We start from the raw sequence: 25,464 nt of genomic DNA, 5'->3' as shown, positions 1-25,464 counted from the left end.
CCTAGCTGCGGTAATCCGCATTGATACGGACATAGTCGTAGGAAAAATCACAGGTCCAGACCGTGGCATCGGTCTGTCCGCGGTTCAGCACCACACGCACAGTGATCTCTGCTTCTTGCATCACGGCAGCGCCCTGCTCCTCCACATAACTGACTGCCCGCCCGCCATGCTCAGCCACCAGCACATCGCCCAGGTAAAGCTGCATGGCATTCACGTCCAGGTCGTCCACACCGGCATAGCCGATAGCGGCGAGAATCCGCCCCAGATTCGGATCAGAGGCGAAGAAAGCAGTCTTGATCAAGGGCGAATGCGCAATCGCATAGGCGACCTTGCGGCACTCTTCCACATCCCGACCAGCTTCGACCTGGATCGTCATGAACTTGGTGGCGCCCTCGCCATCACGCACAATTGCCTGCGCCAGCTCAATTGCCACTTCGGTCACAGCATCTTGCAATTGGCTAAATTCTGCACTGGCAACATCGCTAATCTCGGCATTACCCGCCTTGCCAGTCGCCATGATGATGAAAGAATCGTTGGTCGAGGTATCACCATCGACAGTGATGCAATTGAATGAGCGGTTCACGGCATGATCGATCAATACTTCCAGCGCCTGTTGGCTGATCGCAGCATCCGTCGCCACATAACCCAACATCGTTGCCATGTTCGGGTGGATCATGCCTGACCCCTTGGAAATACCAGTAATCGTTACAGTCTTCCCACCCAGGGTGATTTGCCGTGAAGTACCCTTGGAAACAATGTCGGTCGTCATGATGGCTTCAGCTGCATCAAACCAGCGCTGCCCATTCAGGTCAGCCACACATTGCGGCAGGCCAGCCAGCAGGCGATCCATAGGCAATGGTTCCAGAATGACACCAGTGGAGAAAGGCAATACCTGTTCAGGTTTGAGTTGCAGCAATCTTGCCAGTTCAACACAAGTAGCACGGGCATTTTCCAGACCAGGCTCCCCGGTTCCCGCATTGGCATTCCCAGTATTGACCACCAGCGCACGGATATCACCACCAGCCTTGGCCAAATGCTCCTTGCAGACTATCACTGGCGCAGCACAGAAACGGTTCTTGGTGAACACACCTGCCACGCGCGCGCCTTCAGCCAGCTTGAGAACCAGCATATCCTTGCGGTCAGGTTTGCGGATATGGGCTTTGGCAACACCAAGTTCCACACCTGGAACCGGTAACAGGGAGTTTGCATCGGGTGCAATGAGATTGACTGGCATGATGAATAGCTTTTTCCGGAAGGCAAAAGCCTGATTCTACCGCAATCAGATAACGCTTACCTTAGCTGGTCAGGATAGCCAACAAGAAAAAAGCCGGGAAATCCCGGCTTGTATTCAATGTTTGCTGACTTGCCTGACATTGAGAAGTTGCAAGACCTGCAACTTCTCCTTATCTCCCATGCTACGCCAGGCACGAATTTCAGCGATGGTACGCAAGCATCCTGCACAGAATCCGCTTTCCTGGTCTATCCGACATACGCCGGTACATGGAGAAGTAATCCTGCTTTCAAGCTCCATCAGCTCAGCTTGCCATGGCACTGCTTGTATTTTTTGCCAGACCCACAGGGACAAGGGTCGTTACGGCCAATCTTGGCAGCCGCATTCGTTACTGTAGCCACTGCCGGCTGGGCAGCCTCGTCTTCTTCACTAATCACGGCTTCATCAAAATCAGCATGCTGATATTGCACGTTTTCCAGTTCAGCCGGCTTTTCCACCGCTTCAACATCAGCCTCGCTTTGCACCTTGACCAGCATGGTGACCTGGGTCACCTCACGCTTGATAGTATCCAGCAGGTTGGCAAACAGGGCAAATGCTTCACGCTTATACTCCTGCTTGGGGTTTTTCTGGGCATAGGAACGCAGGTGAATGCCCTGGCGCAAGTGATCCAGCGCAGCCAGATGTTCACGCCAATGGTTATCCACACTCTGCAGCATCACGGCACGCTCAAATTGGCGCATGACACTTGCAGAGGCCAGCTCCTCCTTGGCCAAGTACGCAGCATTGGCAGCGTCCACGATATGCTCGCGTATAGTTTCCTCATGCAGGTTGGCATTCTCTTCCAGCATGCTCTGCAATGGAACCTCCAGCCCGATATCTGCCTGCAACGCCCTTTCCAGCCCTGGAATATCCCACTGCTCTTCCAGACTCTCCGGCGGGATATAAGTGGCCACAAGATCATTGATCACATCCACACGCATGACTGCAATGGTTTCGCCCACATCTGCTGCTTCAAGTAGCTCATTACGCTGCTGGTAGATCACCTTGCGCTGGTCATTGGATACATCGTCATATTCCAGCAATTGCTTGCGGATATCAAAGTTACGGCCTTCCACCTTGCGCTGGGCGTTTTCAATCGCACGGGTTACCCAGGGATGCTCAATCGCCTCACCCTCTGGCATTTTCAGGCGCTCCATGATGGCAGCAACCCGATCCGATGCAAAAATACGCAGCAGCTGATCTTCGAGTGACAGGTAGAAACGGCTGGAACCCGGGTCACCCTGACGACCTGCACGACCGCGCAGCTGGTTATCCACACGACGGGACTCATGACGCTCGGTACCGATGATATGCAGGCCGCCAGCAGCCAGCACAGCATCATGCTGCACTTGCCATTCGGCCCTGATCTTGGCAATACGCGCAGCCTTGTCAGCCTCGGGAATCTCGGCATCTACTTCAATGGCGGTAATTTCGGTTTCCGGGTTACCACCCAGAACAATATCGGTACCTCGCCCAGCCATGTTGGTAGCAATGGTAATCATGCCTGCACGGCCTGCCTGGGCAATGATGTGCGCTTCACGCTCATGCTGCTTGGCATTCAGCACCTGATGCTCAAGCTTGGCTTGCGTGAGTACAGTGGAAATCAATTCGGAATTCTCGATAGACGTAGTACCCACCAGCACAGGCTGGCCGCGTTTCTGGCATTCCTTGATGTCCTCGATCACCGCCTGATACTTTTCCTTGGCGGTACGGTACACCTTGTCCATCTGGTCCTTGCGCTGCAAGCCACGATGGGTAGGGATCACCACAGTTTCCAGGCCGTAAATCTGGCTGAATTCATAAGCTTCGGTATCTGCAGTCCCAGTCATGCCGGACAGCTTGCTGTACATACGGAAGTAATTCTGGAAAGTGATGGATGCCAGTGTCTGGTTTTCCTTCTGGATCTGCACGCCTTCCTTGGCCTCGACCGCCTGATGCAATCCATCAGACCAGCGACGGCCTGCCATCATGCGCCCGGTAAACTCGTCCACAATCACAATTTCCCCATCGCGCACGACGTAGTGCTGGTCGCGGTGATAAAGTGACTGCGCACGCAAGGCCGCGTACATGTGATGTACCAAGCTGATATTGGCGGCATCGTAAAGGCTGCTGCCCTCTGCCAGCAATCCGGCTTCAGTCAGCAGAGCCTCGGCATGCTCATGCCCTTGCTCAGACAACAATACCTGGTGGGATTTCTCATCAACCCAGAAATCACCTTCGCCCTCTTCCGTTTCCTGGCGCACCAACTTGGCAGCAATGCTGTTCATCTGCAGATAGAGATCCACACTGTCATCTGCCTGGCCGGAAATGATCAATGGTGTCCGCGCTTCATCAATCAGGATGGAGTCCACTTCGTCAACCAGAGCATAGTTGAGGCTGCGCTGCACCCGCTCCTCTGCAGTGAACACCATATTGTCGCGCAGGTAGTCAAAACCGAATTCATTGTTGGTGCCGTAAGTGATGTCCGCAGCATAGGCCTTCTGCTTTTCATCATGCGGCATTTGCGAGAGGTTGATCCCGACGCTCAACCCAAGGAAATTATAGAGCTTGGCCATCCACTCGGCATCACGGCGCGCAAGGTAATCGTTGACAGTCACCACATGCACACCCTTGCCGCTCAACGCATTGAGATAGGCAGGCAATGTCGCCACCAGGGTTTTACCTTCGCCGGTACGCATTTCAGAAATCTTGCCGGCATTCAATACCATGCCGCCGATCAGCTGAACATCAAAGTGGCGCATACCCAACACACGCCGGCCACCCTCACGCACCACGGCGAACGCTTCCGGCAGTAATTTCTCAAGGGTCTCTCCTTGCTGGTATCGTTGTTTGAACTCTTCCGTCTTGGCCTTCAACTGCTCATCCGTCAAGGCCTGCATCGCATCTTCCAACGCATTGATCGCCCTGACATTCTGTGCGTACTGCTTTACCAACCGGTCATTGCGGCTACCGAAGATTTTTTTGAACAACGTGGATAACATGAAGTGGCACCAATTTTCCGACTAGACGGAAACCCTTAGCTTAGCTTTGATAATTGTTAATCTTAAAAAACCCCTGAGGATAAATCCCGGAGACTCATTTCATACTTTGCAGATATTTGCGCGGATCCAGTGCAGCACCGTTCAAGCGCACCTCAAAGTGCAGATGCGCCCCTGTAGACCGCCCGGTACTGCCCACCCTTGCAATCAATTGTCCCCGCTCCACATGCTCTCCCGGCTTAACCAGCAACTCAGAAGCATGTGCATAGCGGGTTTCCAATCCTGCGCCATGGTCAATCTTGACGATTTTACCATAGTCATGAGTCCGCTCCGCAGTGGTTACAATTCCTTCGGCAGAAGCATACACAGGTGTTCCTGTCCCGGCGACAAAATCCAGCCCTTCGTGAAAGGCCATCTGCCCGGAAAACGGGTCGACCCGCCAACCATAACTGGAAGAGTTATAGGCAACATCGGTAGGCATGGTACTTGGCAGTGTGCTTGCCTGCAGACGCTTCTGCAACATCACGGCTTCCAGCATACTGAATTTATCACTGCGCAGGTCAATGGATTGTGCCAGCTCATTCAGCTTGTCCTTCAACTCCTGCTCAGACATATGATGCGCATGGACAGCTGGCCCGCCACGACCTGGCGGCAAAGCATCAGCGGCACTTTCCTTGACACCAGCCATCGTGGCCAGCCGTGCGCTCAATGCGTCCAAACGTGTGATTCTGGCTTCCACTTCACCTAATTGCTGTGCCAATGCATCAATATGGGTCAACTCATTTGCCGACACCACATTCAAGATCGTCGGCAACTGTTTTTTTACCTCTTGGTGCTCATGTGAGCCATGTGGCACAATAAAAGCCAGAATCAATACCACAGGCAACAGAACCAACAGCCCAACAAGCAGCATGGCCGAACGCAGGGATATGCTTCTGGTCCTTGCCATGCCATCAGATACAAAAATGATGTTCATTGCTTCCCTTCGGGAGATTTATCGGCATGTTACGCGTTAGTACACTATTTACTGAAAATGCCGATCTGGCAGCCCTGTCGAAACAGGCTGAGAAACTGACCCTGTCGCAGCAGAAATGGAATGCTGTGGTACCGGCCGCTCTCAAGCCATACACACAAGCCGGGAATCTGAATCACAACCGGCTCACCGTATATGCAAACAACGGTGCTGTTGCTGCCAAAATTAAATTATTACTGCCCAGCCTGATAGTTGGGCTGCAAAAACAAGGGCTTGAAATTACTTCAATTCGCGTGGAAGTGCAAGTCAAATCTGCCCAGACACAAGCACACAGAAAGCTGCGAACATTAAGTCCTGCCGCCGCTGCCAGTCTGGAAAAGCTTGCAGCTGACCTCCAGGGCTCCCCACTGGGTGATGTTATCGCGCGACTGTCCAGCCGCCGCTGAGCCATATCAGTAGGTATTTCCGACAACAGGTTTCAGGTTTAGATTCAATATGGATTTTCTGCTTTACTTCATTGCAGGCGCAGGTGCCGGCATCCTGTCCGGGTTATTGGGCGTAGGCGGCGGCACCATCATCGTGCCCATTCTTGTATTCATCTTCACGTCACTGGCTTTTCCCGCGCAGCACATCATGCATCTGGCGCTGGGTACATCGCTGGCAACAATCATCGTCACCTCGATTTCATCTGCGCGCGCTCATCACCGGAAACAGAATGTGCATTGGCCGGTCGTCATGCTCATTGCCCCCGGCATTGTATTGGGCACACTGGTCGGTGCCTGGCTGGCCGGACAGATGGATACCTTCTTACTGAAATGCATTTTTGCGGTTTTTGTCCTGCTGATTGCCACGCAGATACTGCTGAACTTCACCCCTCCGGCCCATCGCCAACTGCCAGGGAACGTCGGGATATCGCTGATGGGAACCATTATTGGCGTCATATCCAGCCTGGTAGGCATAGGTGGGGGCTCACTTTCAGTCCCTTTCCTGATTTACTGCAATTTCAACGCACGTTATGCCATTGGTACATCTTCTGCCATTGGCCTGCCGATTGCTGTGGCAGGCACTATCGGTTTTATTGCCGCCGGCCTGTCGGCAGAGAATCTACCCGGGTTCAGCCTGGGCTATATCTACCTGCCCGCATTGCTCGGTATTGCCGTCGCCAGCATGCTGACTGCGCCAATTGGTGCTCACCTGGCGCACCGCCTCCCCGTGCCCATACTGAAAAAACTCTTTGCACTCCTGCTTTATATCGTCGGCCTGAAAATGCTGTGGAGCCTGCTATAACATGCATCCAGAATTCGTTATCGAAGTCAGTGGCCTGTATAAATATTTTGACCAGTTCTGCGCCATCAACGATCTCCAGTTCCAGGCCAGAAAAGGAGTCACGACCGCATTACTTGGCGGCAATGGTGCAGGCAAGACCACCACCATTGCCATGCTGCTGGGTTTATTGACTCCCAGCCAGGGCAAGATACATATCCTTGGTGAAGACATGCTCCAGCACCGCTATCGCCTGCTGCATCGCATGAATTTTTCCTCGCCTTATGTCGATCTGCCGCAACGACTCACCATTCGCCAGAACCTGACAGTCTATGGTCACTTGTATCGCTTGCCGAGACTAAAGGAGCGCATTGCCGAACTGGCGCAGGCATTGAATCTCGACACCCTGCTGGACAAGCGTTATGGCCAACTGTCGGCTGGGCAGAAAACACGGGTATCGCTTGCCAAATCACTACTCAACAAACCCGAGCTCCTGCTGATGGATGAGCCAACAGCCTCACTGGACCCTGATACTGCAGACTCGATCCGCAGCTACCTGGAACAATATCAGCGGGACACTGGCGCCAGCATCCTGCTTGCCTCGCACAATATGGCAGAAGTCGAGCGCATGGCCAGCGACGTCATCATGATGCGCAAAGGACAAGTCGTCGACACTGGAACACCTGACGAACTGCTTGCCAGATATGGACGGAACAACCTGGAAGAAGTCTTTATCGATATTGCCCGTCACAAGGAATCCGCCTGATGCAGGACATTCACTTCTCTCTTCGGCGTATTGGCGCAGTGGCATTGCGCCACCTCTACCTGATGCGCTCGTCATGGCCGCGCGTGCTGGAAATGGTCTATTGGCCCACGGTGCAGATGATATTGTGGGGCTTTATCACCCTCTACCTGCAAGGCAACAGTTCCCTGATCGCCCAGGCCAGTGGCCTGCTGCTGTCGGGCGTACTGCTATGGGATGTGCTGTTCCGCGGGCAGCTTGGCATTGCCCTGGTATTCATGGAGGAAATGTGGTCGCGCAACCTGGGACATTTATTTGTCAGCCCCCTGCGCCCTTATGAAATGGTCGTTTCCCTGCTGTTCATGAGTCTGTTGCGCACCCTGATCGGCATTGGTGGGGCCACGCTCATTGCCATTCCCCTGTTTCAATACAGTATTTATGACATGGGCCTGCCACTGATCGCATTCTTCCTCAACCTCATCATCATGGGCTGGGCCATCGGCCTCATGGTATCCGGTATCGTGCTGCGTTACGGCATGGGTGCCGAAAGCATTGCCTGGGTCAGTGTGTTTGCCATCCAGCCACTGTGCGCCATTTACTATCCGGTAGCCACACTTCCCAGCTGGCTGCAGCCCGTTGCGCTCGCCCTGCCCGCCAGCCATGTGTTCGAAGGCATGCGCGAACTCTTGCTGCAACACACGTTCAATGTCGCCCATATGCAATGGGCCATCGGCTTGAACATTGTCTTCCTCAGTGCCGGCATTGCTGTATTTCTTGGCTATTTCCGTGTCGCCCGCCGCCGTGGCTTATTGCTGCAGGTTGGAGAATAAGCCAATAAAAACGGCGCCTACGCGCCGTTTCTCTGACTGCATCGCAAGAAGACAAAGTTACTTGCCGTAACGCTCCACGCCAGCAACAATTTCCGCCTTGGCTTCTGCAACACCTTGCCAGCCACCGATCTTGACCCACTTGCCCTTCTCTAGGTCCTTGTAGTGCTCGAAGAAGTGAGAAATAGGCGCCAGCTGGAATTCAGGCAGATCCTGGTAACTCTGGATATCCTTGTATTGCGGGCAGATCTTGTCCACCGGCACTGCCAGCACCTTGGCATCCACGCCACCATCATCTTCCATGGTCAGCACACCAATCGCACGACAACGAATCACAACACCCGGCTGCAGAGGAATCGGGGTAATGACCAGGACATCAACCGGGTCACCATCTTCCGATAATGTTTGCGGGATATAGCCATAATTGCATGGGTAATGCATGGAGGTACCCATGAAACGGTCTACGAATACGGCGCCACTTTCCTTGTCCACTTCGAACTTGATAGGTTCGCCACGCATGGAGATTTCGATAATGACATTAAAGTCGTTAGGGACGTCTTTGCCTGCAGGCACATTAGAAAGGGACATGCGTTTATCCTTAAAATTTGATTTCAGTTGGGATTATCTTGAGATAACGCAGGATTTTAACGCAAATCAGGTGAAAAAATCATCCGTGACGTGCTTCCACTTGCCGGCGACAATCCACCATGACTTCCGACGGCACGCATTTGATACCCAGATAAAACAAAACAGGCACAATCAGTACATCATCCAGCTGCCCAATCACAGGGATGAAATCTGGAATCAGGTCAAACGGCAATAGCAAGTAACCCACTGCCAGACCTAGAAACACCCTGGCCAGCCAGGGTGTACGGGGATGATGTAACACTAGCCGATAAACATCCAGCTCTACCTTGAGCTGGCGCGCCAATCGTTTCAGCTTTTCCTTCAGAAAGGCTTTCCTGTGAGCCGCTCAAATGCTTCACGGTATTTCTCCGCAGTTCGCGTAGCCACGGTTTCAGGCAGCTCAGGACCAGGAGGAGTCTTGTTCCAGCCTGTCGATTCCAGCCAGTCGCGCACATACTGCTTGTCAAAACTAGGAGGATTGCTGCCGACCTGGTACTGATCCTGGGGCCAAAAACGTGATGAATCCGGCGTCAGCACCTCGTCGATCAAATACAGCTCGCCCGCTTCATCGAGGCCGAACTCAAATTTGGTATCGGCAATGATAATGCCGCGACTCAAGGCATACGCTGCCGCTTCCTTGTAGAGCTGCACACTGATGCGTGCCACCTTGTCCGCCAGTTCCTTGCCAAGCAATTGCGCACACTTTTCCAGCGTGATGTTTTCATCATGGTCGCCAACCTCTGCCTTGCTGGAAGGCGTGAATAAGGGTTCAGGCAATTGGGAAGCCTCTTGCAGGCCTGCCGGAAGGGAAATACCGCAAACACTTTGGCTCGCCTTGTATTCCTTCCAGCCAGATCCGGCGAGATATCCACGCACAATGGCCTCAATCGGCAACGGCTTGAGTTTCTTTACCACCAGCGCGCGCGGACCGAGTTGCGCCTGCTCCTCAGGGTCGTTCACCACTGTGTTGGGGTCGATACCGGTCAGGTGGTTGGGCACCACATGCTTGAGCTTGTCGAACCAGAAATTGGCAATCTGGGTCAGGATCGCGCCCTTGGTCGGGATAGGCGTCGGCAGGATCACGTCAAATGCGGAAAGGCGGTCGCTCGCCACCAACAGCATGTGCTTATCGTCAATATCGTAGATATCCCGCACCTTACCCTGGTTGATGAGCTTCAGGCTCTTGATGCTGGACTGCATGAGAGGAGTAGTCAAAACGCGTACCTTTATCAAACACTATGTCGAGTGATGACCCTGTTCAGGATCATCAGAATAAGAAAACTTCACATGCCGTAGCACATTTCCAGGATGGCGGTAGCTATCAGCAGGACAGAAACCGGCATGATAAAACGGGCTTTCATCCTATTTGCTTTCAGCATCCGTCAAACAAGCCGCAAGCAGCCAGAACCGGCAAATAATCTTGGCATTATACGCTGTAAATATCGCTCAACGTGCAGCGACATCCTCAGGAAACAGCATATCGCTGTGCCATCTTATTCAGCGCAACAGGCTGAATCCGCGCAGCGTGCCCGGCAGAGCCGAATGCCTCAAAACGCTCCTGACACAAGGCTTGCATACCGCTGGTCGCGGCCGCCAGTATCTTGCGTGGATCGAACTCCGCCCTGTGTTCCGACTGCCCGAGAAAGCAGCGCAACGCGCCAGTAAACGCCAACCGCAGGTCGGTATCGATATTCACCTTGCGCACCCCACTTCGGATGCCCTTGACGATTTCCTCCACCGGCACGCCGTAAGTCTCGGGAATCTCGCCGCCATATTCATTGATCACTCGCAGCCATTCCTGCGGTACAGAAGAGGAGCCATGCATCACCAGGTGCGTATTCGGCAATCGGGCATGGATCTCGCGCAGCCGACTGATGGAAAGTGTCTCCCTAGTGGGTGGACGCTTGAATTTGTAGGCGCCATGCGAAGTACCGATCGCAATCGCCAATGCATCCACACCTGTTTGCGCGACAAAATCCGCCGCCTCGTCTGGGCTGGTGAGCAACTGGCTGTGATCCAAGTGTCCTTCCGCGCCAACGCCATCTTCCTCGCCCGCCAGACCTGTTTCCAGTGAGCCAAGCACGCCCAGCTCACCCTCCACCGATACACCCACCGCATGCGCCGCCAGCACCACCTGTCGCGTCACTTCTACATTGTAGGCATAGTTGGCCGGCGTCCTGGCATCTTCCATCAGTGAGCCATCCATCATCACGCTGCTGAAGCCAGTGCTGATGGCATGCAGGCACACTGCCGGGCTGGCGCCATGGTCCTGGTGCAGCACAATGGGGATATGCGGATAAGCAGCGGCAGCGGCCTCGACCAACTTGAGCAGGAAAGCCTCGCCTGCGTATTTGCGCGCGCCGGCAGACGCCTGCAGGATCACCGGGCTATTACACGCATCCGCCGCGCGCATGATAGCCTGCACCTGCTCCAGGTTGTTGATGTTGAAGGCTGGCACGCCGTAGTCATGCTCGGCAGCGTGATCCAGCAATTGACGTAAACTGATCAGGGCCATCGTCATCCATCCTCAATATTGCTCACCGCGAATGCTGCTCGCGCTTGTGCTCACCTACCCTGACAATCTGCAGGGTATTGGTGCCACCTGCGTTGCCGATCGGCTCACCAAATGTCAGCATCATGAGATCATCACGTTGCACCGCTCCCAACCGCAGCAAAGTTTCTTCCGCATCATAGAGTATCTTACCCAGCTCCTGGCTGGGTAGCTCGATATGATAGGGATAGACTCCGCGATACAAGGTCAGCTTGCGCCGTGTATTGCGCTCCGTAGTCAATGCATAAATCGGCACATTAGTATTCGAGCGTGACAGCCAGGTGACAGACGAGCCTGAGCGAGTCAGGGCCGCAATCGCCTTCACGTTCAAATGTTCAGCCGCATACACCGACGCCATGGCAATCGCTTCATCAACAAACTCGAACTCGTCATTGATTGGCGCCTGCAAATGGTGGCTGTCGTACTCTTTTTCCGCTTCCAGACATACCCGGTGCATCGCCTGTATCGCCTCTACGGGATAATGTCCCACCGCCGTCTCGCCCGAAAGCATCACCGCATCGGTGCCATCCAGCACCGCATTTGCCACATCGGACACTTCAGCCCGGGTCGGGATAGGATTGCTGATCATGGATTCCAGCATCTGCGTCGCCGTAATCACCAGCTTGTTGCGCATGCGCGCCATGCGGATCATACGTTTCTGTAAACCTGGTACTGCGGCATCACCCACCTCGACACCGAGGTCGCCACGCGCCACCATGATCACATCGGCTGCATCGATAATTTCCTCCAGCGCGTCTATCGCTTCCGCGCGCTCAATCTTGGCCACAATTGCCGCATGTCCGCCCGCTTCCACCACTAACTGGCGTGCCAGCGCGATATCCTCGCCGCTGCGCGGGAAGGAAACAGCAATATAATCCGCCTCCAGCGCCACCGCCGTACGGATATCCTCCTGATCCTTCAAGGTCAATGCAGGTGCCGAAAGACCGCCACCTTGACGATTGATACCCTTGTTGTTCGACAGCATCCCTCCCACTGCCACCGTGCAATGCACCTCGCCACCATCCACGGCTTCGACATTGAGCACAATGCGTCCATCGTCCAGCAACAGCACTGCACCAGGCTCCACCTCGGATGGCAGGGTCTTGTAATCCAACCCCACCCGCTCCTGATTGCCCAGCTTGCACGCCGCATCGAGGATAAATTTATCACCTACCTTGAGCAGGATGCGGTCATTCTCGAACTTACCAATACGAATCTTCGGTCCTTGCAGGTCGCACAACACTCCCACCGGGCACCCACTGCGGCGTGATATGTCACGCACCAATTCAGCACGAGCAATATGATCCTGCGCAGACCCATGCGAGAAATTGAGCCGCACCACATCCATCCCGGCATCCACCAGTCGCTCGATCACCGCCTCCTCGCTAGATGCAGGCCCCAGCGTCGCCACAATCTTGGTTTTACGTAAAGCCATGACATCCTTTCCTTGCGATTGCTCTAGAACCCTTGTTTACTGACAGCACAAAAACTTGCATTCAGCTCCAAGCTTTTCTGTTACTGAGAGATTTCCAAAAACTCATGGAGTTTTCAATATTTCAGTACATAGCATTTAACACTTACATTAATTGCAAATAATGTTTTGCCCAACGACCTGACAACTCGCTCCATCAGAGCTAATAATAGTATTACCTACTCTACGATAAGTTACCGTACCAGATGCCCCATAAGGAGAAATAGGCTGTACCTGAGGCATAGTATATTGTTGGCTTTGGTTAAGAATTTGTTGTCTCGAATTTTGAAATGACTGCCCAATGTCATTAAGCTGCTGATTAATACTATGTATTTGGCTTTGCTGATTAATCAAATCAAGTTGATATGTCCTCATTTGTTCATCAGTCATAGCATATCTGGACCCAGTATGATTACCCTCTTTATCCACACAAATAGCTCTCTCACTTGAAACCGCCTTAAGACGAACACAACTTGGATCACCAGCCATATAATAATTTCCGTTAAAAAAATGTGGCGATGCAACACTTGTACACCCAGAAATTATTACCACAATTGCCGCAATAAATATGAATTTCATGCTTATTCTCTCCTAATTTTATTTAAAGACTACTATAAGTAACAATAACTGTAGCAACTATTGCCTCAATTGTCACTTATAGAGCGTCGCCTTATAGAAGCCATATCCATAGTATTTTTAATTTTGGAAATCGCTATGGATGTACAGCAGCGGTTTGGGGAAAGGCTAGCAACACTTAGAAAAGAAAAAGGGTGGAGCCAAGAGAAATTAGCGCTAGAGTCAGAAATCGCTCGTAGTTATCTGGGCGGGGTAGAAAGAGGCCAACGCAATATTTCTCTCATTAACATTTGCAAGCTAGCAAAAACTCTTGGAGTAACAACTTCTGAGTTAATGGACTTTTGAATCAAAAAACAACGCAACCATTAGCGCGAAAACGGACATTACAATAAAGATAAAGGAGCCCGCAGGCTCCTTTATTTAGTAGACCAAGCTAACAATCAACCTTTAGCACGCTGCTCCAAAATCTCCACCGCTGGCAGTTTCTTGCCTTCGAGGAATTCCAAGAATGCGCCGCCCGCTGTCGAGATATAGGACACCTTGTCATAGATGTCGTATTTCTGGATTGCGGCGATGGTGTCGCCGCCGCCAGCGAGGGTGAAGGCCTTGGTCTGAGCGATAGCATCAGCAATGGTCTTGGTGCCTGCGCCGAACTGGTCAAATTCAAATACACCGACCGGGCCATTCCAGACCACGGTGCCCGCGTTGAGGATAATCTCAGCAAGTTGCTTGGCGGATTCCGGGCCGATGTCGAAGATCATGTCGTCATCAGCCACTTCATCCGCTGACTTGAGCGCGGCAGGCTCATTCGCATCGAACTGCTTGCCGCAGACCACATCCACGGCAATAGGCACAGCTGCGCCGCGTTCTGCCATCTTGTTCATGAGGCATTGCGCGGTGGGCACCAGGTCGTCCTCGTTCAGCGAACGGCCAATCGGCTTGCCAGCCGCCTTAAGGAAAGTGTTGGCAATACCGCCACCGACCACGAGCTGATCAACTTTTTCAGCCAGGCTTTCCAGCACGGTAAGCTTGGTGGAAACCTTAGAGCCGCCGACAATGGCCACCATCGGCCGCGCAGGTTCTTCCAGGGCCTTACCCAGCGCATCTAGCTCACCAGTCAGCAGCAGACCAGCAGCGGCGACCGGGGCATATTGCGCCACGCCATAAGTAGAGGCCTCTGCGCGGTGAGCAGTGCCAAAGGCATCCATCACGAACACATCGCATAAGGCAGCGTATTGGCGCGCGGTTGCTTCAAGGTTCTTTTTCTCGCCCTTGTTGAAGCGGCAGTTTTCCAGCAAGACCACTTCGCCTTCCGCCACGTCAAAACCGCCATCCACCCAATCCTTGACCAGGCGTACGGGCTGGCCCAGTTTTTCAGCCAATACGTCAGCCACGGGCTGCAATGAGTTTTCGGCGGAGTAAATACCTTCTTCAGGACGCCCCAGATGCGATGTCACCATGACGCGCGCGCCAGCCTGCAACGCATGCTGTATGGTTGGCAGGGAAGCTGTGATGCGGGCATCCGAGGTGACCTTGCCATCGCTGACCGGTACGTTCAGGTCGGCACGAATGAATACGCGCTTGCCTTTCAGGTCCAACTCAGTCATGTGGATTACTTTCATGGCATGCTCCCTAGGTCAGCTGGCGATATGGCGCACCAGGCGCATCATATTGCAAGTGTAGCCATACTCATTGTCATACCAGGCCACGATCTTGACGAAAGTCGGGTCGAGCTGGATGCCGGCATCGGCGTCAAAAATCGATGGATAGGCATTACCGCGGAAATCCGTGGATACCACTTTTTCATCAGTGAATCCAAGTACCCCCTTGAGCGGGCCGCTCTCAGAGGCCGCCTTCATGGCAGCCACAATCTGCTCGTAAGTGGTTTCCTTGTTCAGCTCTACGGTCAGATCCACCACGGACACGTCGCTGGTCGGAATGCGGAATGCCATGCCGGTCAGCTTTTTGTTCAGCTCTGGGATCACCTTGCCCACGGCCTTGGCAGCACCAGTGGAGGAAGGAATGATGTTTTCCAGAATTCCACGGCCACCACGCCAATCCTTGTTGGATGGGCCATCCACAGTCTTCTGTGTTGCAGTGGCTGCATGCACAGTGGTCATCAGGCCACGCTTGATACCAAAGTTGTCATTCAGCACTTTGGCCACTGGCGCCAGACCATTGGTGGTGCAGGAGGCGGCAGAGACGATGGCTTGTCCCTGATATGTGTCATGATTGACGCCATAGACAAACATCGGGGTATCATCCTTGGAAGGCGCGGATTGCACCACCTTTTTCGCACCGGCATCAATGTGCTTCTGGCAGGTTTCTTCGGTAAGGAAGAAGCCAGTACATTCCACCACGACATCTACACCCGCCTCATCCCATTTCAGGTTGGCAGGATCACGCTCTGCCGTCAGGCGAATGGTCTTGCCATTCACGACCAGATTGTTGCCGCTGACGGACACTTCGCCATCAAAACGGCCATGCACAGAGTCGTGCTTAAGCATGTAAGCCAGATAGTCAGGCTCCAGCAGGTCATTGATCGCCACTACTTCGATATCAGTAAAATCCTTGATCGCGGCACGGAATGCCATGCGACCGATACGGCCAAAACCGTTGATGCCAACCTTGATTGTCATTGTGAATTCCTTTTTAAAAACAAAAAGGGAGCCAGTTCACACTGGCCCCCTTTTTTAACTTGCTACAGCGTCATTAAAGCACGGACTTGACGGTGTTCACTACATTTTCAACAGTGAAACCGAAGTGCTTGAACAATGCGCCGCCTGGAGCAGATTCACCGAAGGTGTCGATACCGACCACAGCACCTTCGAGACCTACGTACTTGCGCCAGAAATCGGTCACGCCAGCTTCAACAGCTACGCGCTTCACACCTGGAGTCAGGACGCTGTCCTTGTAAGCTTGATCTTGACGGTCAAACACGTTGGTAGATGGCATGGAAACCACACGCACCTTGGTGCCGGCAGCATTCAGTTCAGCAGCAGCCTTGATCGCCAGATCCAGCTCGGAACCTGTACCGATGATGATCACATCAGCCTTGCCTTCTACGTCGGAGAACACGTAACCACCCTTGCGGATCAGGTCGAAGTGCTTTTCGTCGTGCTTGATGCCAGGCACGTTCTGACGGCTCAGCACCAGGCTGGAAGGACCATCTTGACGCTCAACGGCAGCAACCCAGGAAATTGCGGTTTCAACGGAGTCAGCAGGACGCCATACATCCATACGAGGGATGTAACGCAGGCCAGCAGTGTTCTCGATTGGCTGGTGAGTAGGACCATCTTCGCCCTGGCCGATGGAGTCATGAGTCAGCACAGCGATAGTACGTTGCTTCATCAGTGCAGCCATACGCAGCGCGCTCTTGGCGTAGTCGGAGAACATGTGGAAGGTACCACCGAATGGCAACAGGCCGCCGTGCAGCGCCATACCGTTCATGATCGCGAACATACCGAATTCACGTACACCGTAGGAGATGTAGTTACCTGGCTTCTTGCCATCAACGTGCTTGAAACCGGAGTAGCTGGTCAGGTTAGAACCAGTCAAGTCAGCAGAACCGCCGAGGAATTCTGGCAATACTGGTGCCAGAGCAGCAATCGCGTTTTGTGAAGCCTTACGTGTAGCAACGCCTTCAGCCTTCTCGTTGGTTGCCTTGATGAATGCATCAGCGGCTTCTTTCCAGTTAGCTGGCAGATCGCCTGCCATACGACGCTTGAACTCAGCAGCCTCTGCTGGATATGCCTTGGCGTAAGCTTCAAACTTGGCATCCCAATCGCTTTCCAGCTTGGAACCCTTGGCCTTGCCATCCCAACCAGCATAGACTTCTTCAGGAATCACGAATGGCTCATGTGTCCAACCCAGCGCTTCGCGGGTTGCGGCAACTTCTTCCAGGCCCAGTGCGGAACCGTGGCAGTCGTGGGAACCACACTTGTTTGGAGAACCCTTACCAATGATAGTTTTGGCAGCAATGAAAGTTGGCTTATCAGTTACCTTTTTCGCCTCTTCAATCGCAGCGTTCACAGCATTAAAGTCGTGACCATCAACACTAATCACATGCCAGCCGTAAGCTTCAAAACGCTTAACTGTATCGTCTGTGTACCAGCCTTCGATGTGGCCATCGATAGAAATGCCGTTGTCATCCCAAATCGCGATCAGCTTGCCCAGACCCCATGTACCAGCCAACGCAGCAGCCTCGTGGGAAACACCTTCCATCAGACAGCCGTCACCAAGGAAGCAGTATGTATAGTGATCAACGATGTCGTGACCTGGCTTGTTGAACTGGTCAGCCAGCAACTTTTCAGCCATGGCAAAACCAACGGCATTGGTGATACCTTGGCCCAGAGGACCAGTAGTGGTTTCAACACCAGGTGCATAGCCGTATTCTGGGTGACCAGCGCAACGGGAATGCAGTTGACGGAAGGACTTGATGTCATCCATGTTCAGGTCATAGCCTGTCAGGTGCAGCAAGGAGTAAATCAACATAGAGCCATGGCCGTTGGACAAAATGAAACGGTCGCGGTCAGCCCAGTTAGGATTGGTTGGATTGTGACGCAGATGGTGGTTCCAGAGAACCTCTGCGATGTCTGCCATGCCCATCGGTGCACCAGGGTGTCCAGAATTTGCCTTCTGAACTGCGTCCATGGATAACACACGGATGGCATTTGCTAATTCTTGACGAGTTGCTGCCATACATATCTCCCTACGGTTGAAGAGAAAAAGGCTTCTCCAGCACACAAAGGCTGGAGGAAGCCTCACTCAAATTCTTGAAATCCCCTTGAAGTTCATGGAGCGTGGAAACTATCGCAACCGACAGCTCCGAAGAGGTATTTAGTCCGCAATTATTCCTTAGATAGGCGGTTTCAGCAATACCAACTTGGCGAATAATGTTTCCCATTACCTGCCAAACGATCCCTGAGCCCACCCTATTCCGCCGCCTCTCGCCACTTGATAGAGCAACCGATGGACGCTACTTGCTCCACTGGTCCACGTCCGGTTTGCGCCACATGCTTCATGGCATTGAAAAGGTCCCGTGTCGAACTCTCCACGGGCGTCATAACGCGCCCCTGATTATCGAACCTGCCGCGATACTGCAACTCATGGTGCGCGTTGAAGCCAAAGAAATCTGGAGTACAGACGGCACCATATGCCTTGGCAACTTCCTGGCTCTCGTCGAACAGATAGGGGAAAGGAAAATGGAACTCACGAGCAACTTCTGCCATGTGCGCAAATGAGTCTTCCGGGTATGCCACCGCATCATTCGAGGAAATCGCCACCGCATTGATGCCCAGCTCCCGCAACGCATGCATATCTGCCACCAGCCGCTCACGAATGGCCTGCACATAAGGACAATGATTGCAGATAAACATGACCAGCGTTCCGTTCACACCACTGGCTTCTTGTAGCGACCACTGCCGCCCGTCAACTCCCGGCAGATTGAAATCCGGTGCTTTCCAGCCAAAATCACATACGGGCGGATTCAGACTTGCCATAATTCATGCTCCTTACATTAGAATTCCTATTCACTCAATATTATCACTACCCAATGGCCACCCCACGCTTTTATCACCCAGCCGCCCTCCTGCCAGGACAGATGACTTCTCTGTCTGCCAATGCAGCCACGCACGCCAGCCGGGCATTGCGCATGCAGGCAGGAGACCGCGTCATCCTGTTCAATGGTGACGGCAAGCATTATCTGGGCAAGCTGGTTTCGATCAGCAAACATGAAGTCATCGCCGATATTCTGGAAGCAATTCCCTGCACCAGCGAATCACCATTAAACATCACGCTGGCACAAGCCATCTCATCGGGTGATCGCATGGATTTCACCATACAGAAAGCGGTGGAGATGGGTGTCACGGCGATTCAGCCAATCGCAAGCCAGCGCAGCATTGTGAAACTGTCTGGCGACCGCGCCGAAAAACGCCGGGAGCACTGGCAGAATGTCGTCATTTCTGCCTGCGAGCAATCCGGGCGCGCCACCATTCCTCATGTCGCCATGCCAGTCAGCCTGCATGAGTGGTTGAGCCAAACCACAGAAAAGCAAGAGACATTGATCACCTTGGCTCCCGATGCCCAGATTGCATTACCAGAAATGACAATTTCAGCACACAAAAACATTTCCCTGCTGATAGGCCCCGAAGGCGGACTCTCTGATGATGAAATCAGGCTTGCCTCCCAGCATGGATACACTTCCGTGCGCATGGGACCTCGCATTCTGCGAACAGAAACCGCAGCACTCGCCGCTATTGCCAGCATGCAAGCATTATGGGGTGATTTTGTACGCTGACACATAAAAATTGCATTTTCAGCCCACTTATTATAAAAATATGCCTTAAACGCAAAACTGGACATCGAGCATATGGCTTTAGGCAATGCAATTCGCAAACGGCGCAAAGCGCTGCACATGACTCTCCAGGAGCTTGCCCGCAGGGTCAATGCCAATAGCGGCAATCTCTCCCGCATTGAACGGGGGGCACAAGGGGTTTCGGAATCCATGCTGCGCAAGTTGTGTGCAGCACTGGATTGCACTGCGGCCCATTTATATGCTCAAAGTGAAGCGGAGAGTGGCAACAGCACCAACACATCCCGCCTGACACTGCACCAGCCACAGGAGTTTGTGCGCTGGTTCCGCGCTGCCGCACCTTACATACATGCCTTTGGCGGACGCACCTTTGTCATTGCCTTTGGTGGCGAGGTTGTGGACGATGGGCAGTTCGTTGCTCTTTCGCACGATCTCAACCTGCTTGCCAGCCTGGAAGTACGACTGGTGCTGGTACACGGCGTGCGCCCGCAAATCGATAGCCGCCTCCGGCGTGCCAAGCTACAGAACAAGCTGGTCAATGGCCTGCGCGTCACGGACGATGAAGTCATGGAGGCAGTGAAAGAAGCCAATGGCGCAGTCCGCGTCGAAATCGAGTCTTTGCTTTCCATGGGATTGATCAACTCCCCGATGGCAGGTGCAGATATCCGGGTAGCCAGCGGCAATTTCGTTACTGCAAAACCATTGGGCGTGCGTGAAGGTATAGACCTGCAACATACCGGTGAAGTGCGCAAGGTTGATGCGATCGGCATCCAGAAGCGTCTGGATGACGGCGAGCTGGTACTACTATCCCCACTGGGTTACTCGCCCACGGGAGAAGTATTCAACCTGACACTGGAAGATGTTGCCACCAGCGCCGCTATCGCCCTTGATGCCGACAAACTCATCTTCCTAATGGACTCCAACGGGGTACACAATATCCGCGGAGAATTACTGCGGGAAATGACCACCGACAAAGCGAGGAACCTGCTGCGCCATATCGGCGATAATGTTACCCAGCAGATTACCGAAGATGAATTCTATTATCTCCCCGCCGCAGTCCGCGCTTGCGGGCAGGGCGTAGCACGCACGCACCTGATCAGCCGCCATGTGGACGGAGCCATCCTGCAGGAACTCTTCACCCATGACGGCATCGGCACCATGGTGACCGAAGACTCACTGGAAGCCATGCGTCCTGCGGACATTGGCGATGTGGGCGGCATACTGCAATTGATCGAGCCGCTGGAGAACGAAGGAATATTGGTCAGGCGCGGGCGGGAACGCCTGGAAATGGAAATAGACCGGTTCCACGTCATGGAGCACGACGGAAAAATCATAGGCTGCGCCGCACTCTACCCGTTCCCTACAGAAAAAACCGCAGAACTGGCCTGCATGGCAATTCACACAGCATTCCGCCGTGGTGGCCGCGGAGACCGGCTGCTCACTTATTGCGAGGAGCAAGCACGCGGACTTGGCATGCAATCCGTATTTGTCCTGACCACCCGTACCGAACACTGGTTTCTTGAGCGCGGGTTCACGGAAACCGATGTGGAAAAACTGCCAGGAGAAAAGCAGAAACTGTATAACCTACAGCGACGCTCCAAGGTATTCAGCAAGCGGCTATAAATTCCCTGACCGGTGGCTGACAATTCTTATTGACACAATGAATGATAATAATTACGATTCAATACACCCACAGAATAATGAACAGGTTTGCATAACTTCACTCCTGTTTTGGTCAGCTCCCGCTAGTTACCCCGGTCGGCAGTCTTCATACGCAACACCCTGAAGACTGCCGCTTTATTTTTTGTTAATACAAGCCACTGATACGTCCGTCATCATCAACATCAATATTGTTGGCACAAGGGTGTGGCGGCAACCCAGGCATGGTCATGATATCGTCACAGATCATCACTACAAATTCGGCCCCGGCACACAAGCGCACCGCTCTCACTGTCACCACATGCTCATGCGGTAAACCACGTTGCGCAGCATCGGTGGAAAACGAATACTGGGTCTTGGCAATACAGATCGGATAGTGCCCGAAACCATCGGCCTGCAATTTATCGATAGTGGCCCGGATACGGCGCGGTGCATAGATATCGCTGGCTCCATAAATATTCACTGCCACCTTACGCAGCTTATCCCACAAGCCATCAGCATTTTCATAAACATAGCGCATGGTCGAGCCACCTGCTTCGGCCAGCCTGACCACCTCCCTGGCCAGGTCAATGGCTCCCTCACCACCTTTGGCCCAGTGATCAGCCAGCACCACCTTGACACCAAGCTCCTGCATGTGGCGCTGCACCAGCGCAATTTCCGCCTCCGTATCATGGCTGAAACGATTGATCGCCACCACACAGGACAGGCCATAATGGCGCGTGACATTTTCCACATGCTTTTCCAAGTTAGCCAACCCGGCCTGCAGGGCAGCAAGGTCCTCAAGGTCAAGCATTTTCACATCCGCCCCACCGTGATATTTGAGGGCCCGCATAGTCGCCACCACCACACACGCATCCGGCCTGAGCCCGGATTTTCTGCATTTGATATCAATAAATTTTTCTGCACCCAGGTCCGCACCAAAACCGGCCTCCGTCACGACATAATCTGCAAGCTTGAGTGCTGTCGTCGTTGCAATCACTGAATTACAGCCATGGGCAATATTGGCAAAAGGGCCGCCATGCAGCAATGCCGGCGTATGTTCCAGGGTCTGCACCAGATTGGGCTTGATCGCATCCTTGAGTAAGGCCGTCATGGCGCCATGCGCCCGCAAATCACGAGCAGTGATGGCCTGCCCGGCATAACTGTATCCAATGATGATATTGCCAAGCCGCTCACGCAGATCCTTGAGGGATGAGGCCAAGCAGAACACGGCCATCACCTCAGAGGCAACGACAATATCAAAGCCGTCTTCACGTGGCTGGCCATTGACCTTGCCTCCCAGGCCGATCACTACCTGGCGTAATGCGCGATCATTCATGTCCATCACCCGTTTCCAGCTGACCTGGCGCGGGTCTATCCCCAGAGCATTACCGTGATGGATATGGTTGTCTATCATGGCGGATAGCAGGTTATGCGCAAGCGCAATAGCCGCAAAATCTCCGGTGAAATGCAGATTGATATCTTCCATGGGTACCACTTGCGCATACCCGCCTCCAGCAGCGCCACCCTTCATGCCGAACACCGGCCCCATGGAAGGCTCGCGCAGACAGATCACCGTCGATCTCCCTATGCGGTTAAGGGCATCCCCCAGGCCGACCGTAGTCGTGGTCTTGCCTTCCCCAGGAGGGCTGGGGCTGATTGCCGTGACCAGGATCAGTTTGCCATCAGGCCTGGACTTTAATTCCGGGTTGGCCGCAAGATCTATCTTGGCCTTATAACGACCATAGTGCTCGATGGAGTCTTCCTGCAGCCCAAGTTTGAGGGCAACCTCCCTGATATTCAACAACTCTGCCTGTTGGGCAATCTCTATATCACTGGGCATACCAAATCCTTTTAGCAACCTGAAGGCGACATTGCAGAAATCATGCCGAAAGATAATGGCAGTCTACCTGCCGTCTCCCTGCTTTAACAGCAAGTTTGTCACGCTGACGCACGATTTTCATATCAATCAGGGTAAAATAAAGGTTTACTCATTCACGCTCAGCAGAGAGAGTCAATGCTCAACCAAACCAGTGCCGTACAGAAAGCCAAGACCCTTGCCGAAGCGCTTCCCTACATCAAGCGCTTTTTTGACAAGACCATTGTCATCAAATATGGCGGCAACGCCATGACAGACCCGTATCTCAAGGAATGCTTCGCCAGTGATGTAGTGCTGCTTAAGCTAGTCGGCATGAACCCGGTCGTAGTCCATGGCGGCGGCCCGCAGATCAATGAGTTGCTCGACAAGCTGGGTAAAAAAGGTGAATTTATCCAAGGCATGCGTGTCACCGACGAAGAAACCATGGATATTGTGGAAATGGTGCTGGGCGGCCAGGTCAACAAGGAAATCGTCAATCTGATCAACCGTAACGGCGGCAAGGCCGTTGGCCTGACCGGGCAGGATGGCAACTTCATTCATGCCCGCAAACTATTGATCCAGGACAATGAGAAACCAGACCAGATGATAGATATCGGCCAGGTTGGTGATATCAGCGGCATAGATCCGAGCCTGATTCAGTTCCTGGATAGTGGCGACTTCATTCCTGTCATTGCGCCTATCGGCGTAGGCGAGAATGGCGAAACCTATAATATCAATGCCGATGTGGTGGCGGGCAAGCTCGCAGAAATCCTCGGTGCCGAGAAACTGATCCTGCTGACCAATACGCCTGGAGTGCTGGACAAGGAAGGCAAGCTACTGACCGGCCTCACACCCAAGCAAATCGACGACCTGGTAAAAGACGGCACCTTGTCTGGCGGCATGTTACCAAAAATCAGCTCTGCCCTGGATGCTGCCCGCAGCGGCGTGAAGTCCGTTCATATCATCGATGGCCGGGTGGAGCATGCATTGCTGCTGGAAGTGCTGACCGACGCTGGTGTCGGCACCATGATTACTGCCAAGTAATTACATCCAGACATCTTTCCTATGTCTCGCAAGGTCTGGATTTTCGATCTGGATAATACGTTGCATGATGCAGATGCGGAAATCTTTCCCCATCTGCACATCGCCATGACGCGCTACATCATGAGCGAACTCAGCTTGAAAGAAGAAGCAGCCTGCTTGTTGCGGCAGCATTACTGGCGCCTCTACGGAGCCACCCTCAAAGGCCTGATGCGCCACCACCAGGTACACCCGCACCATTTCCTGCAACAGACACACCCACTGGATGAGCTTCCGCGCATGGTGAGAACTGTCAAGCGATTGCGGCATACGCTGCAACAGCTTTCTGGACGTAAGGTAGTATTCACTAACGCGCCCATGAATTATGCAAAAAGAGTGTTAGAATTACTTGCGATCGACGACTTGTACGATCAGGTTTTCAGTGTGGAATCTTCGGGATTTCACCCCAAACCTGCCATGAGAGGTTTTCAACATTTACTGCAAACCCTCAAGGTCAATGCCAGCAACTGCATTCTGCTGGAAGACAGCCTGCCGGCATTGATGACCGCCAAACGCCTGGGCATGAAGACTATCCATGTCTCATCCAGGCCAAAGCGCCCCAGCTATGTGGATGCCCGTATTTCCAGCGTATTGGAATTGCCATACACTTGGCTTTATAAAACATACAACAATGCGGAATGCGCGCCAGATTGAAAGCTTACTCCTGGCTTTCCGCCTGATCACGAGGTAAAGAAATGGCATTAAAACCCGGTGAACGCAAACAACAAATCCTGGAAACCCTGGCCAAGATGCTGGAGTCACCCAAACGCGAAAAAATCACGACAGCCTCTCTTGCCGCCAGGCTAGAAGTCAGTGAAGCCGCACTGTACCGCCACTTTCCCAGCAAGGCCAGAATGTTCGATGGTCTTATCGAATTCATTGAGCACACACTATTCGGCCTGATCAATAAAATCACATCAGAAGAAGAAGAAGGCCTGCGTCAGGCACGCCGCATCGTGACCATCCTCTTGCTGTTTGCGGAAAAAAACCATGGCATGACCCGTGTACTGACCGGTGATGCGCTCGTGAACGAAGACGCGAACCTGCAGGCCCGCGTCAACCAGTTGTTCGACCGTATCGAATCCACCCTGAAGCAAAGCCTGCGTATTGCCGAAACCCAGACCGGCCGCAAGTTTGATCCAGAATCCCAGGCCAACCTGCTGCTGTGTTTCGTCATCGGCCGCTGGCACCAGTTTGCCAAGAGCGGCTTCAAGCGCAAACCCATGGAATTTGTGCAGCAACAATTGACGCTGCTATACGGTCTGGAAGAATAGAAGCTAGCTGCATCCAGTGGCGT

Annotated in this window: 25 protein-coding genes; 10 read left to right on the top strand and 15 right to left on the bottom strand. The window is 53.2% G+C overall.

Going from position 1 to position 25,464, the window contains the following annotated elements; translation table 11 throughout:
- Position 1: 1 nt before the first annotated feature.
- The 4 genes from argJ to CHB59_RS01630 all read right to left on the bottom strand — a co-directional run bounded on the left by argJ (position 2) and on the right by CHB59_RS01630 (position 5,224).
- Complete coding sequence (gene argJ, locus CHB59_RS01645; RefSeq protein WP_089374478.1) at positions 2-1,234, bottom strand: bifunctional glutamate N-acetyltransferase/amino-acid acetyltransferase ArgJ; 1,233 nt, start codon at positions 1,232-1,234, stop codon at positions 2-4.
- A 114-nt stretch (positions 1,235-1,348) separates the two neighbouring features.
- On the bottom strand, positions 1,349-1,531 hold the full coding sequence (locus CHB59_RS01640; protein ID WP_089374477.1) for a DUF1289 domain-containing protein: 183 nt from the start codon (positions 1,529-1,531) through the stop codon (positions 1,349-1,351).
- Positions 1,531-4,251, bottom strand: coding sequence for a preprotein translocase subunit SecA (secA, locus tag CHB59_RS01635; RefSeq protein ID WP_089374476.1), 2,721 nt, complete (start codon positions 4,249-4,251; stop codon positions 1,531-1,533). Before secA ends, CHB59_RS01640 begins: the two co-directional genes overlap by 1 nt.
- Positions 4,252-4,345: 94 nt before the next feature.
- Entirely contained in the window at positions 4,346-5,224 is an 879-nt protein-coding gene (locus CHB59_RS01630) for a M23 family metallopeptidase (protein ID WP_089374475.1), read from the bottom strand.
- A gap of 26 nt (positions 5,225-5,250) precedes the next feature.
- Between CHB59_RS01630 and CHB59_RS01625 the strand changes: the two genes are divergently transcribed.
- Genes CHB59_RS01625 through CHB59_RS01610 form a run of 4 tightly spaced genes read left to right on the top strand, consistent with a single transcriptional unit; the run spans position 5,251 to position 8,056 of the window.
- On the top strand, positions 5,251-5,667 hold the full coding sequence (locus CHB59_RS01625) for a DciA family protein (RefSeq protein ID WP_089374474.1): 417 nt from the start codon (positions 5,251-5,253) through the stop codon (positions 5,665-5,667).
- Between the two features lie 49 nt (positions 5,668-5,716).
- Entirely contained in the window at positions 5,717-6,508 is a 792-nt protein-coding gene (locus CHB59_RS01620; RefSeq protein ID WP_089374473.1) for a sulfite exporter TauE/SafE family protein, read from the top strand.
- Between the two features lies 1 nt (position 6,509).
- Complete coding sequence (locus CHB59_RS01615) at positions 6,510-7,250, top strand: ABC transporter ATP-binding protein (protein ID WP_089374472.1); 741 nt, start codon at positions 6,510-6,512, stop codon at positions 7,248-7,250.
- Complete coding sequence (locus CHB59_RS01610; protein WP_089374471.1) at positions 7,250-8,056, top strand: ABC transporter permease; 807 nt, start codon at positions 7,250-7,252, stop codon at positions 8,054-8,056. Before CHB59_RS01615 ends, CHB59_RS01610 begins: the two co-directional genes overlap by 1 nt.
- A gap of 57 nt (positions 8,057-8,113) precedes the next feature.
- Here CHB59_RS01610 and ppa read toward each other — a convergent pair whose 3' ends face one another.
- The 6 genes from ppa to CHB59_RS11625 all read right to left on the bottom strand — a co-directional run bounded on the left by ppa (position 8,114) and on the right by CHB59_RS11625 (position 13,281).
- Positions 8,114-8,641 carry an inorganic diphosphatase gene (ppa, locus tag CHB59_RS01605; protein ID WP_089374470.1) on the bottom strand — a complete coding sequence of 176 codons (528 nt, stop codon included), beginning with the start codon at positions 8,639-8,641 and terminating at the stop codon, positions 8,114-8,116.
- A gap of 79 nt (positions 8,642-8,720) precedes the next feature.
- A complete protein-coding gene (locus CHB59_RS01600) occupies positions 8,721-8,984 on the bottom strand; it encodes a YkvA family protein (RefSeq protein ID WP_245834992.1) in 264 nt (87 codons plus the stop codon).
- A gap of 17 nt (positions 8,985-9,001) precedes the next feature.
- Complete coding sequence (locus tag CHB59_RS01595) at positions 9,002-9,895, bottom strand: phosphoribosylaminoimidazolesuccinocarboxamide synthase (RefSeq protein ID WP_089374608.1); 894 nt, start codon at positions 9,893-9,895, stop codon at positions 9,002-9,004.
- A 250-nt stretch (positions 9,896-10,145) separates the two neighbouring features.
- Complete coding sequence (fba, locus tag CHB59_RS01590; RefSeq protein WP_089374468.1) at positions 10,146-11,195, bottom strand: class II fructose-bisphosphate aldolase; 1,050 nt, start codon at positions 11,193-11,195, stop codon at positions 10,146-10,148.
- A 22-nt stretch (positions 11,196-11,217) separates the two neighbouring features.
- The gene (gene pyk / locus CHB59_RS01585; protein ID WP_089374467.1) at positions 11,218-12,666 is read right to left on the bottom strand and encodes a pyruvate kinase; all 1,449 of its coding nucleotides are present in this window, start codon (positions 12,664-12,666) and stop codon (positions 11,218-11,220) included.
- Between the two features lie 147 nt (positions 12,667-12,813).
- A complete protein-coding gene (locus tag CHB59_RS11625; protein WP_143738677.1) occupies positions 12,814-13,281 on the bottom strand; it encodes a hypothetical protein in 468 nt (155 codons plus the stop codon).
- 135 nt (positions 13,282-13,416) lie between these two features.
- Here CHB59_RS11625 and CHB59_RS01580 point away from each other — a divergent pair, with 135 nt between their 5' ends.
- Complete coding sequence (locus tag CHB59_RS01580) at positions 13,417-13,623, top strand: helix-turn-helix domain-containing protein (RefSeq protein ID WP_179212029.1); 207 nt, start codon at positions 13,417-13,419, stop codon at positions 13,621-13,623.
- A 95-nt stretch (positions 13,624-13,718) separates the two neighbouring features.
- Here CHB59_RS01580 and CHB59_RS01575 read toward each other — a convergent pair whose 3' ends face one another.
- The 4 genes from CHB59_RS01575 to CHB59_RS01560 form a co-directional block, all read right to left on the bottom strand.
- Positions 13,719-14,900: a phosphoglycerate kinase gene (locus tag CHB59_RS01575; protein WP_089374466.1), complete on the bottom strand. Its 1,182-nt coding sequence runs from the start codon at positions 14,898-14,900 to the stop codon at positions 13,719-13,721.
- Positions 14,901-14,915: 15 nt separating this feature from the next.
- A complete protein-coding gene (gene gap / locus CHB59_RS01570; RefSeq protein ID WP_089374465.1) occupies positions 14,916-15,917 on the bottom strand; it encodes a type I glyceraldehyde-3-phosphate dehydrogenase in 1,002 nt (333 codons plus the stop codon).
- Between the two features lie 73 nt (positions 15,918-15,990).
- Positions 15,991-17,979: a transketolase gene (gene tkt, locus CHB59_RS01565; RefSeq protein ID WP_089374464.1), complete on the bottom strand. Its 1,989-nt coding sequence runs from the start codon at positions 17,977-17,979 to the stop codon at positions 15,991-15,993.
- A 233-nt stretch (positions 17,980-18,212) separates the two neighbouring features.
- On the bottom strand, positions 18,213-18,779 hold the full coding sequence (locus CHB59_RS01560) for a thioredoxin family protein (protein ID WP_089374463.1): 567 nt from the start codon (positions 18,777-18,779) through the stop codon (positions 18,213-18,215).
- Between the two features lie 53 nt (positions 18,780-18,832).
- Here CHB59_RS01560 and CHB59_RS01555 point away from each other — a divergent pair, with 53 nt between their 5' ends.
- Positions 18,833-19,576 carry a 16S rRNA (uracil(1498)-N(3))-methyltransferase gene (locus CHB59_RS01555; protein ID WP_089374462.1) on the top strand — a complete coding sequence of 248 codons (744 nt, stop codon included), beginning with the start codon at positions 18,833-18,835 and terminating at the stop codon, positions 19,574-19,576.
- 72 nt (positions 19,577-19,648) lie between these two features.
- Complete coding sequence (gene argA, locus CHB59_RS01550) at positions 19,649-21,214, top strand: amino-acid N-acetyltransferase (protein WP_089374461.1); 1,566 nt, start codon at positions 19,649-19,651, stop codon at positions 21,212-21,214.
- 184 nt (positions 21,215-21,398) lie between these two features.
- Here argA and CHB59_RS01545 read toward each other — a convergent pair whose 3' ends face one another.
- The gene (locus tag CHB59_RS01545; RefSeq protein WP_089374460.1) at positions 21,399-23,072 is read right to left on the bottom strand and encodes a formate--tetrahydrofolate ligase; all 1,674 of its coding nucleotides are present in this window, start codon (positions 23,070-23,072) and stop codon (positions 21,399-21,401) included.
- 174 nt (positions 23,073-23,246) lie between these two features.
- On the opposite strand from CHB59_RS01545, the gene argB reads away from it, so the two are divergent.
- From argB to slmA, 3 genes are read left to right on the top strand one after another with little or no spacing between them, the layout of a single operon-like run.
- A complete protein-coding gene (gene argB, locus CHB59_RS01540) occupies positions 23,247-24,131 on the top strand; it encodes an acetylglutamate kinase (protein WP_089374459.1) in 885 nt (294 codons plus the stop codon).
- Between the two features lie 21 nt (positions 24,132-24,152).
- Positions 24,153-24,821: a pyrimidine 5'-nucleotidase gene (locus CHB59_RS01535; protein WP_089374458.1), complete on the top strand. Its 669-nt coding sequence runs from the start codon at positions 24,153-24,155 to the stop codon at positions 24,819-24,821.
- A gap of 41 nt (positions 24,822-24,862) precedes the next feature.
- Entirely contained in the window at positions 24,863-25,441 is a 579-nt protein-coding gene (slmA, locus tag CHB59_RS01530) for a nucleoid occlusion factor SlmA (RefSeq protein WP_089374457.1), read from the top strand.
- The last annotated feature ends 23 nt before the right edge of the window (positions 25,442-25,464 follow it).

The organism is Methylobacillus rhizosphaerae (genome assembly GCF_900187985.1).
In the GTDB taxonomy this organism is placed as follows: Bacteria; Pseudomonadota; Gammaproteobacteria; order Burkholderiales; family Methylophilaceae; genus Methylobacillus; species Methylobacillus rhizosphaerae.
The sequence above is the reverse complement of the archived record's forward strand: the minus strand, read 5'-3'. Positions and strand labels throughout refer to the sequence as shown.

Bases quoted from the DNA above. Each gene is read 5' to 3' on its own strand.
- argJ (WP_089374478.1), bottom strand. From the start codon at position 1,234: ATGCCAGTCAATCTCATTGCACCCGATGCAAACTCCCTGTTACCGGTT.
- CHB59_RS01640 (WP_089374477.1), bottom strand. From the start codon at position 1,531: ATGGAGCTTGAAAGCAGGATTACTTCTCCATGTACCGGCGTATGTCGG.
- secA (WP_089374476.1), bottom strand. From the start codon at position 4,251: ATGTTATCCACGTTGTTCAAAAAAATCTTCGGTAGCCGCAATGACCGG.
- CHB59_RS01630 (WP_089374475.1), bottom strand. From the start codon at position 5,224: ATGAACATCATTTTTGTATCTGATGGCATGGCAAGGACCAGAAGCATA.
- CHB59_RS01625 (WP_089374474.1), top strand. From the start codon at position 5,251: ATGTTACGCGTTAGTACACTATTTACTGAAAATGCCGATCTGGCAGCC.
- CHB59_RS01620 (WP_089374473.1), top strand. From the start codon at position 5,717: ATGGATTTTCTGCTTTACTTCATTGCAGGCGCAGGTGCCGGCATCCTG.
- CHB59_RS01615 (WP_089374472.1), top strand. From the start codon at position 6,510: ATGCATCCAGAATTCGTTATCGAAGTCAGTGGCCTGTATAAATATTTT.
- CHB59_RS01610 (WP_089374471.1), top strand. From the start codon at position 7,250: ATGCAGGACATTCACTTCTCTCTTCGGCGTATTGGCGCAGTGGCATTG.
- ppa (WP_089374470.1), bottom strand. From the start codon at position 8,641: ATGTCCCTTTCTAATGTGCCTGCAGGCAAAGACGTCCCTAACGACTTT.
- fba (WP_089374468.1), bottom strand. From the start codon at position 11,195: ATGGCCCTGATCAGTTTACGTCAATTGCTGGATCACGCTGCCGAGCAT.
- pyk (WP_089374467.1), bottom strand. From the start codon at position 12,666: ATGGCTTTACGTAAAACCAAGATTGTGGCGACGCTGGGGCCTGCATCT.
- CHB59_RS11625 (WP_143738677.1), bottom strand. From the start codon at position 13,281: ATGAAATTCATATTTATTGCGGCAATTGTGGTAATAATTTCTGGGTGT.
- CHB59_RS01580 (WP_179212029.1), top strand. From the start codon at position 13,417: ATGGATGTACAGCAGCGGTTTGGGGAAAGGCTAGCAACACTTAGAAAA.
- CHB59_RS01575 (WP_089374466.1), bottom strand. From the start codon at position 14,900: ATGAAAGTAATCCACATGACTGAGTTGGACCTGAAAGGCAAGCGCGTA.
- gap (WP_089374465.1), bottom strand. From the start codon at position 15,917: ATGACAATCAAGGTTGGCATCAACGGTTTTGGCCGTATCGGTCGCATG.
- tkt (WP_089374464.1), bottom strand. From the start codon at position 17,979: ATGGCAGCAACTCGTCAAGAATTAGCAAATGCCATCCGTGTGTTATCC.
- CHB59_RS01560 (WP_089374463.1), bottom strand. From the start codon at position 18,779: ATGGCAAGTCTGAATCCGCCCGTATGTGATTTTGGCTGGAAAGCACCG.
- CHB59_RS01555 (WP_089374462.1), top strand. From the start codon at position 18,833: ATGGCCACCCCACGCTTTTATCACCCAGCCGCCCTCCTGCCAGGACAG.
- argA (WP_089374461.1), top strand. From the start codon at position 19,649: ATGGCTTTAGGCAATGCAATTCGCAAACGGCGCAAAGCGCTGCACATG.
- CHB59_RS01545 (WP_089374460.1), bottom strand. From the start codon at position 23,072: ATGCCCAGTGATATAGAGATTGCCCAACAGGCAGAGTTGTTGAATATC.
- argB (WP_089374459.1), top strand. From the start codon at position 23,247: ATGCTCAACCAAACCAGTGCCGTACAGAAAGCCAAGACCCTTGCCGAA.
- CHB59_RS01535 (WP_089374458.1), top strand. From the start codon at position 24,153: ATGTCTCGCAAGGTCTGGATTTTCGATCTGGATAATACGTTGCATGAT.
- slmA (WP_089374457.1), top strand. From the start codon at position 24,863: ATGGCATTAAAACCCGGTGAACGCAAACAACAAATCCTGGAAACCCTG.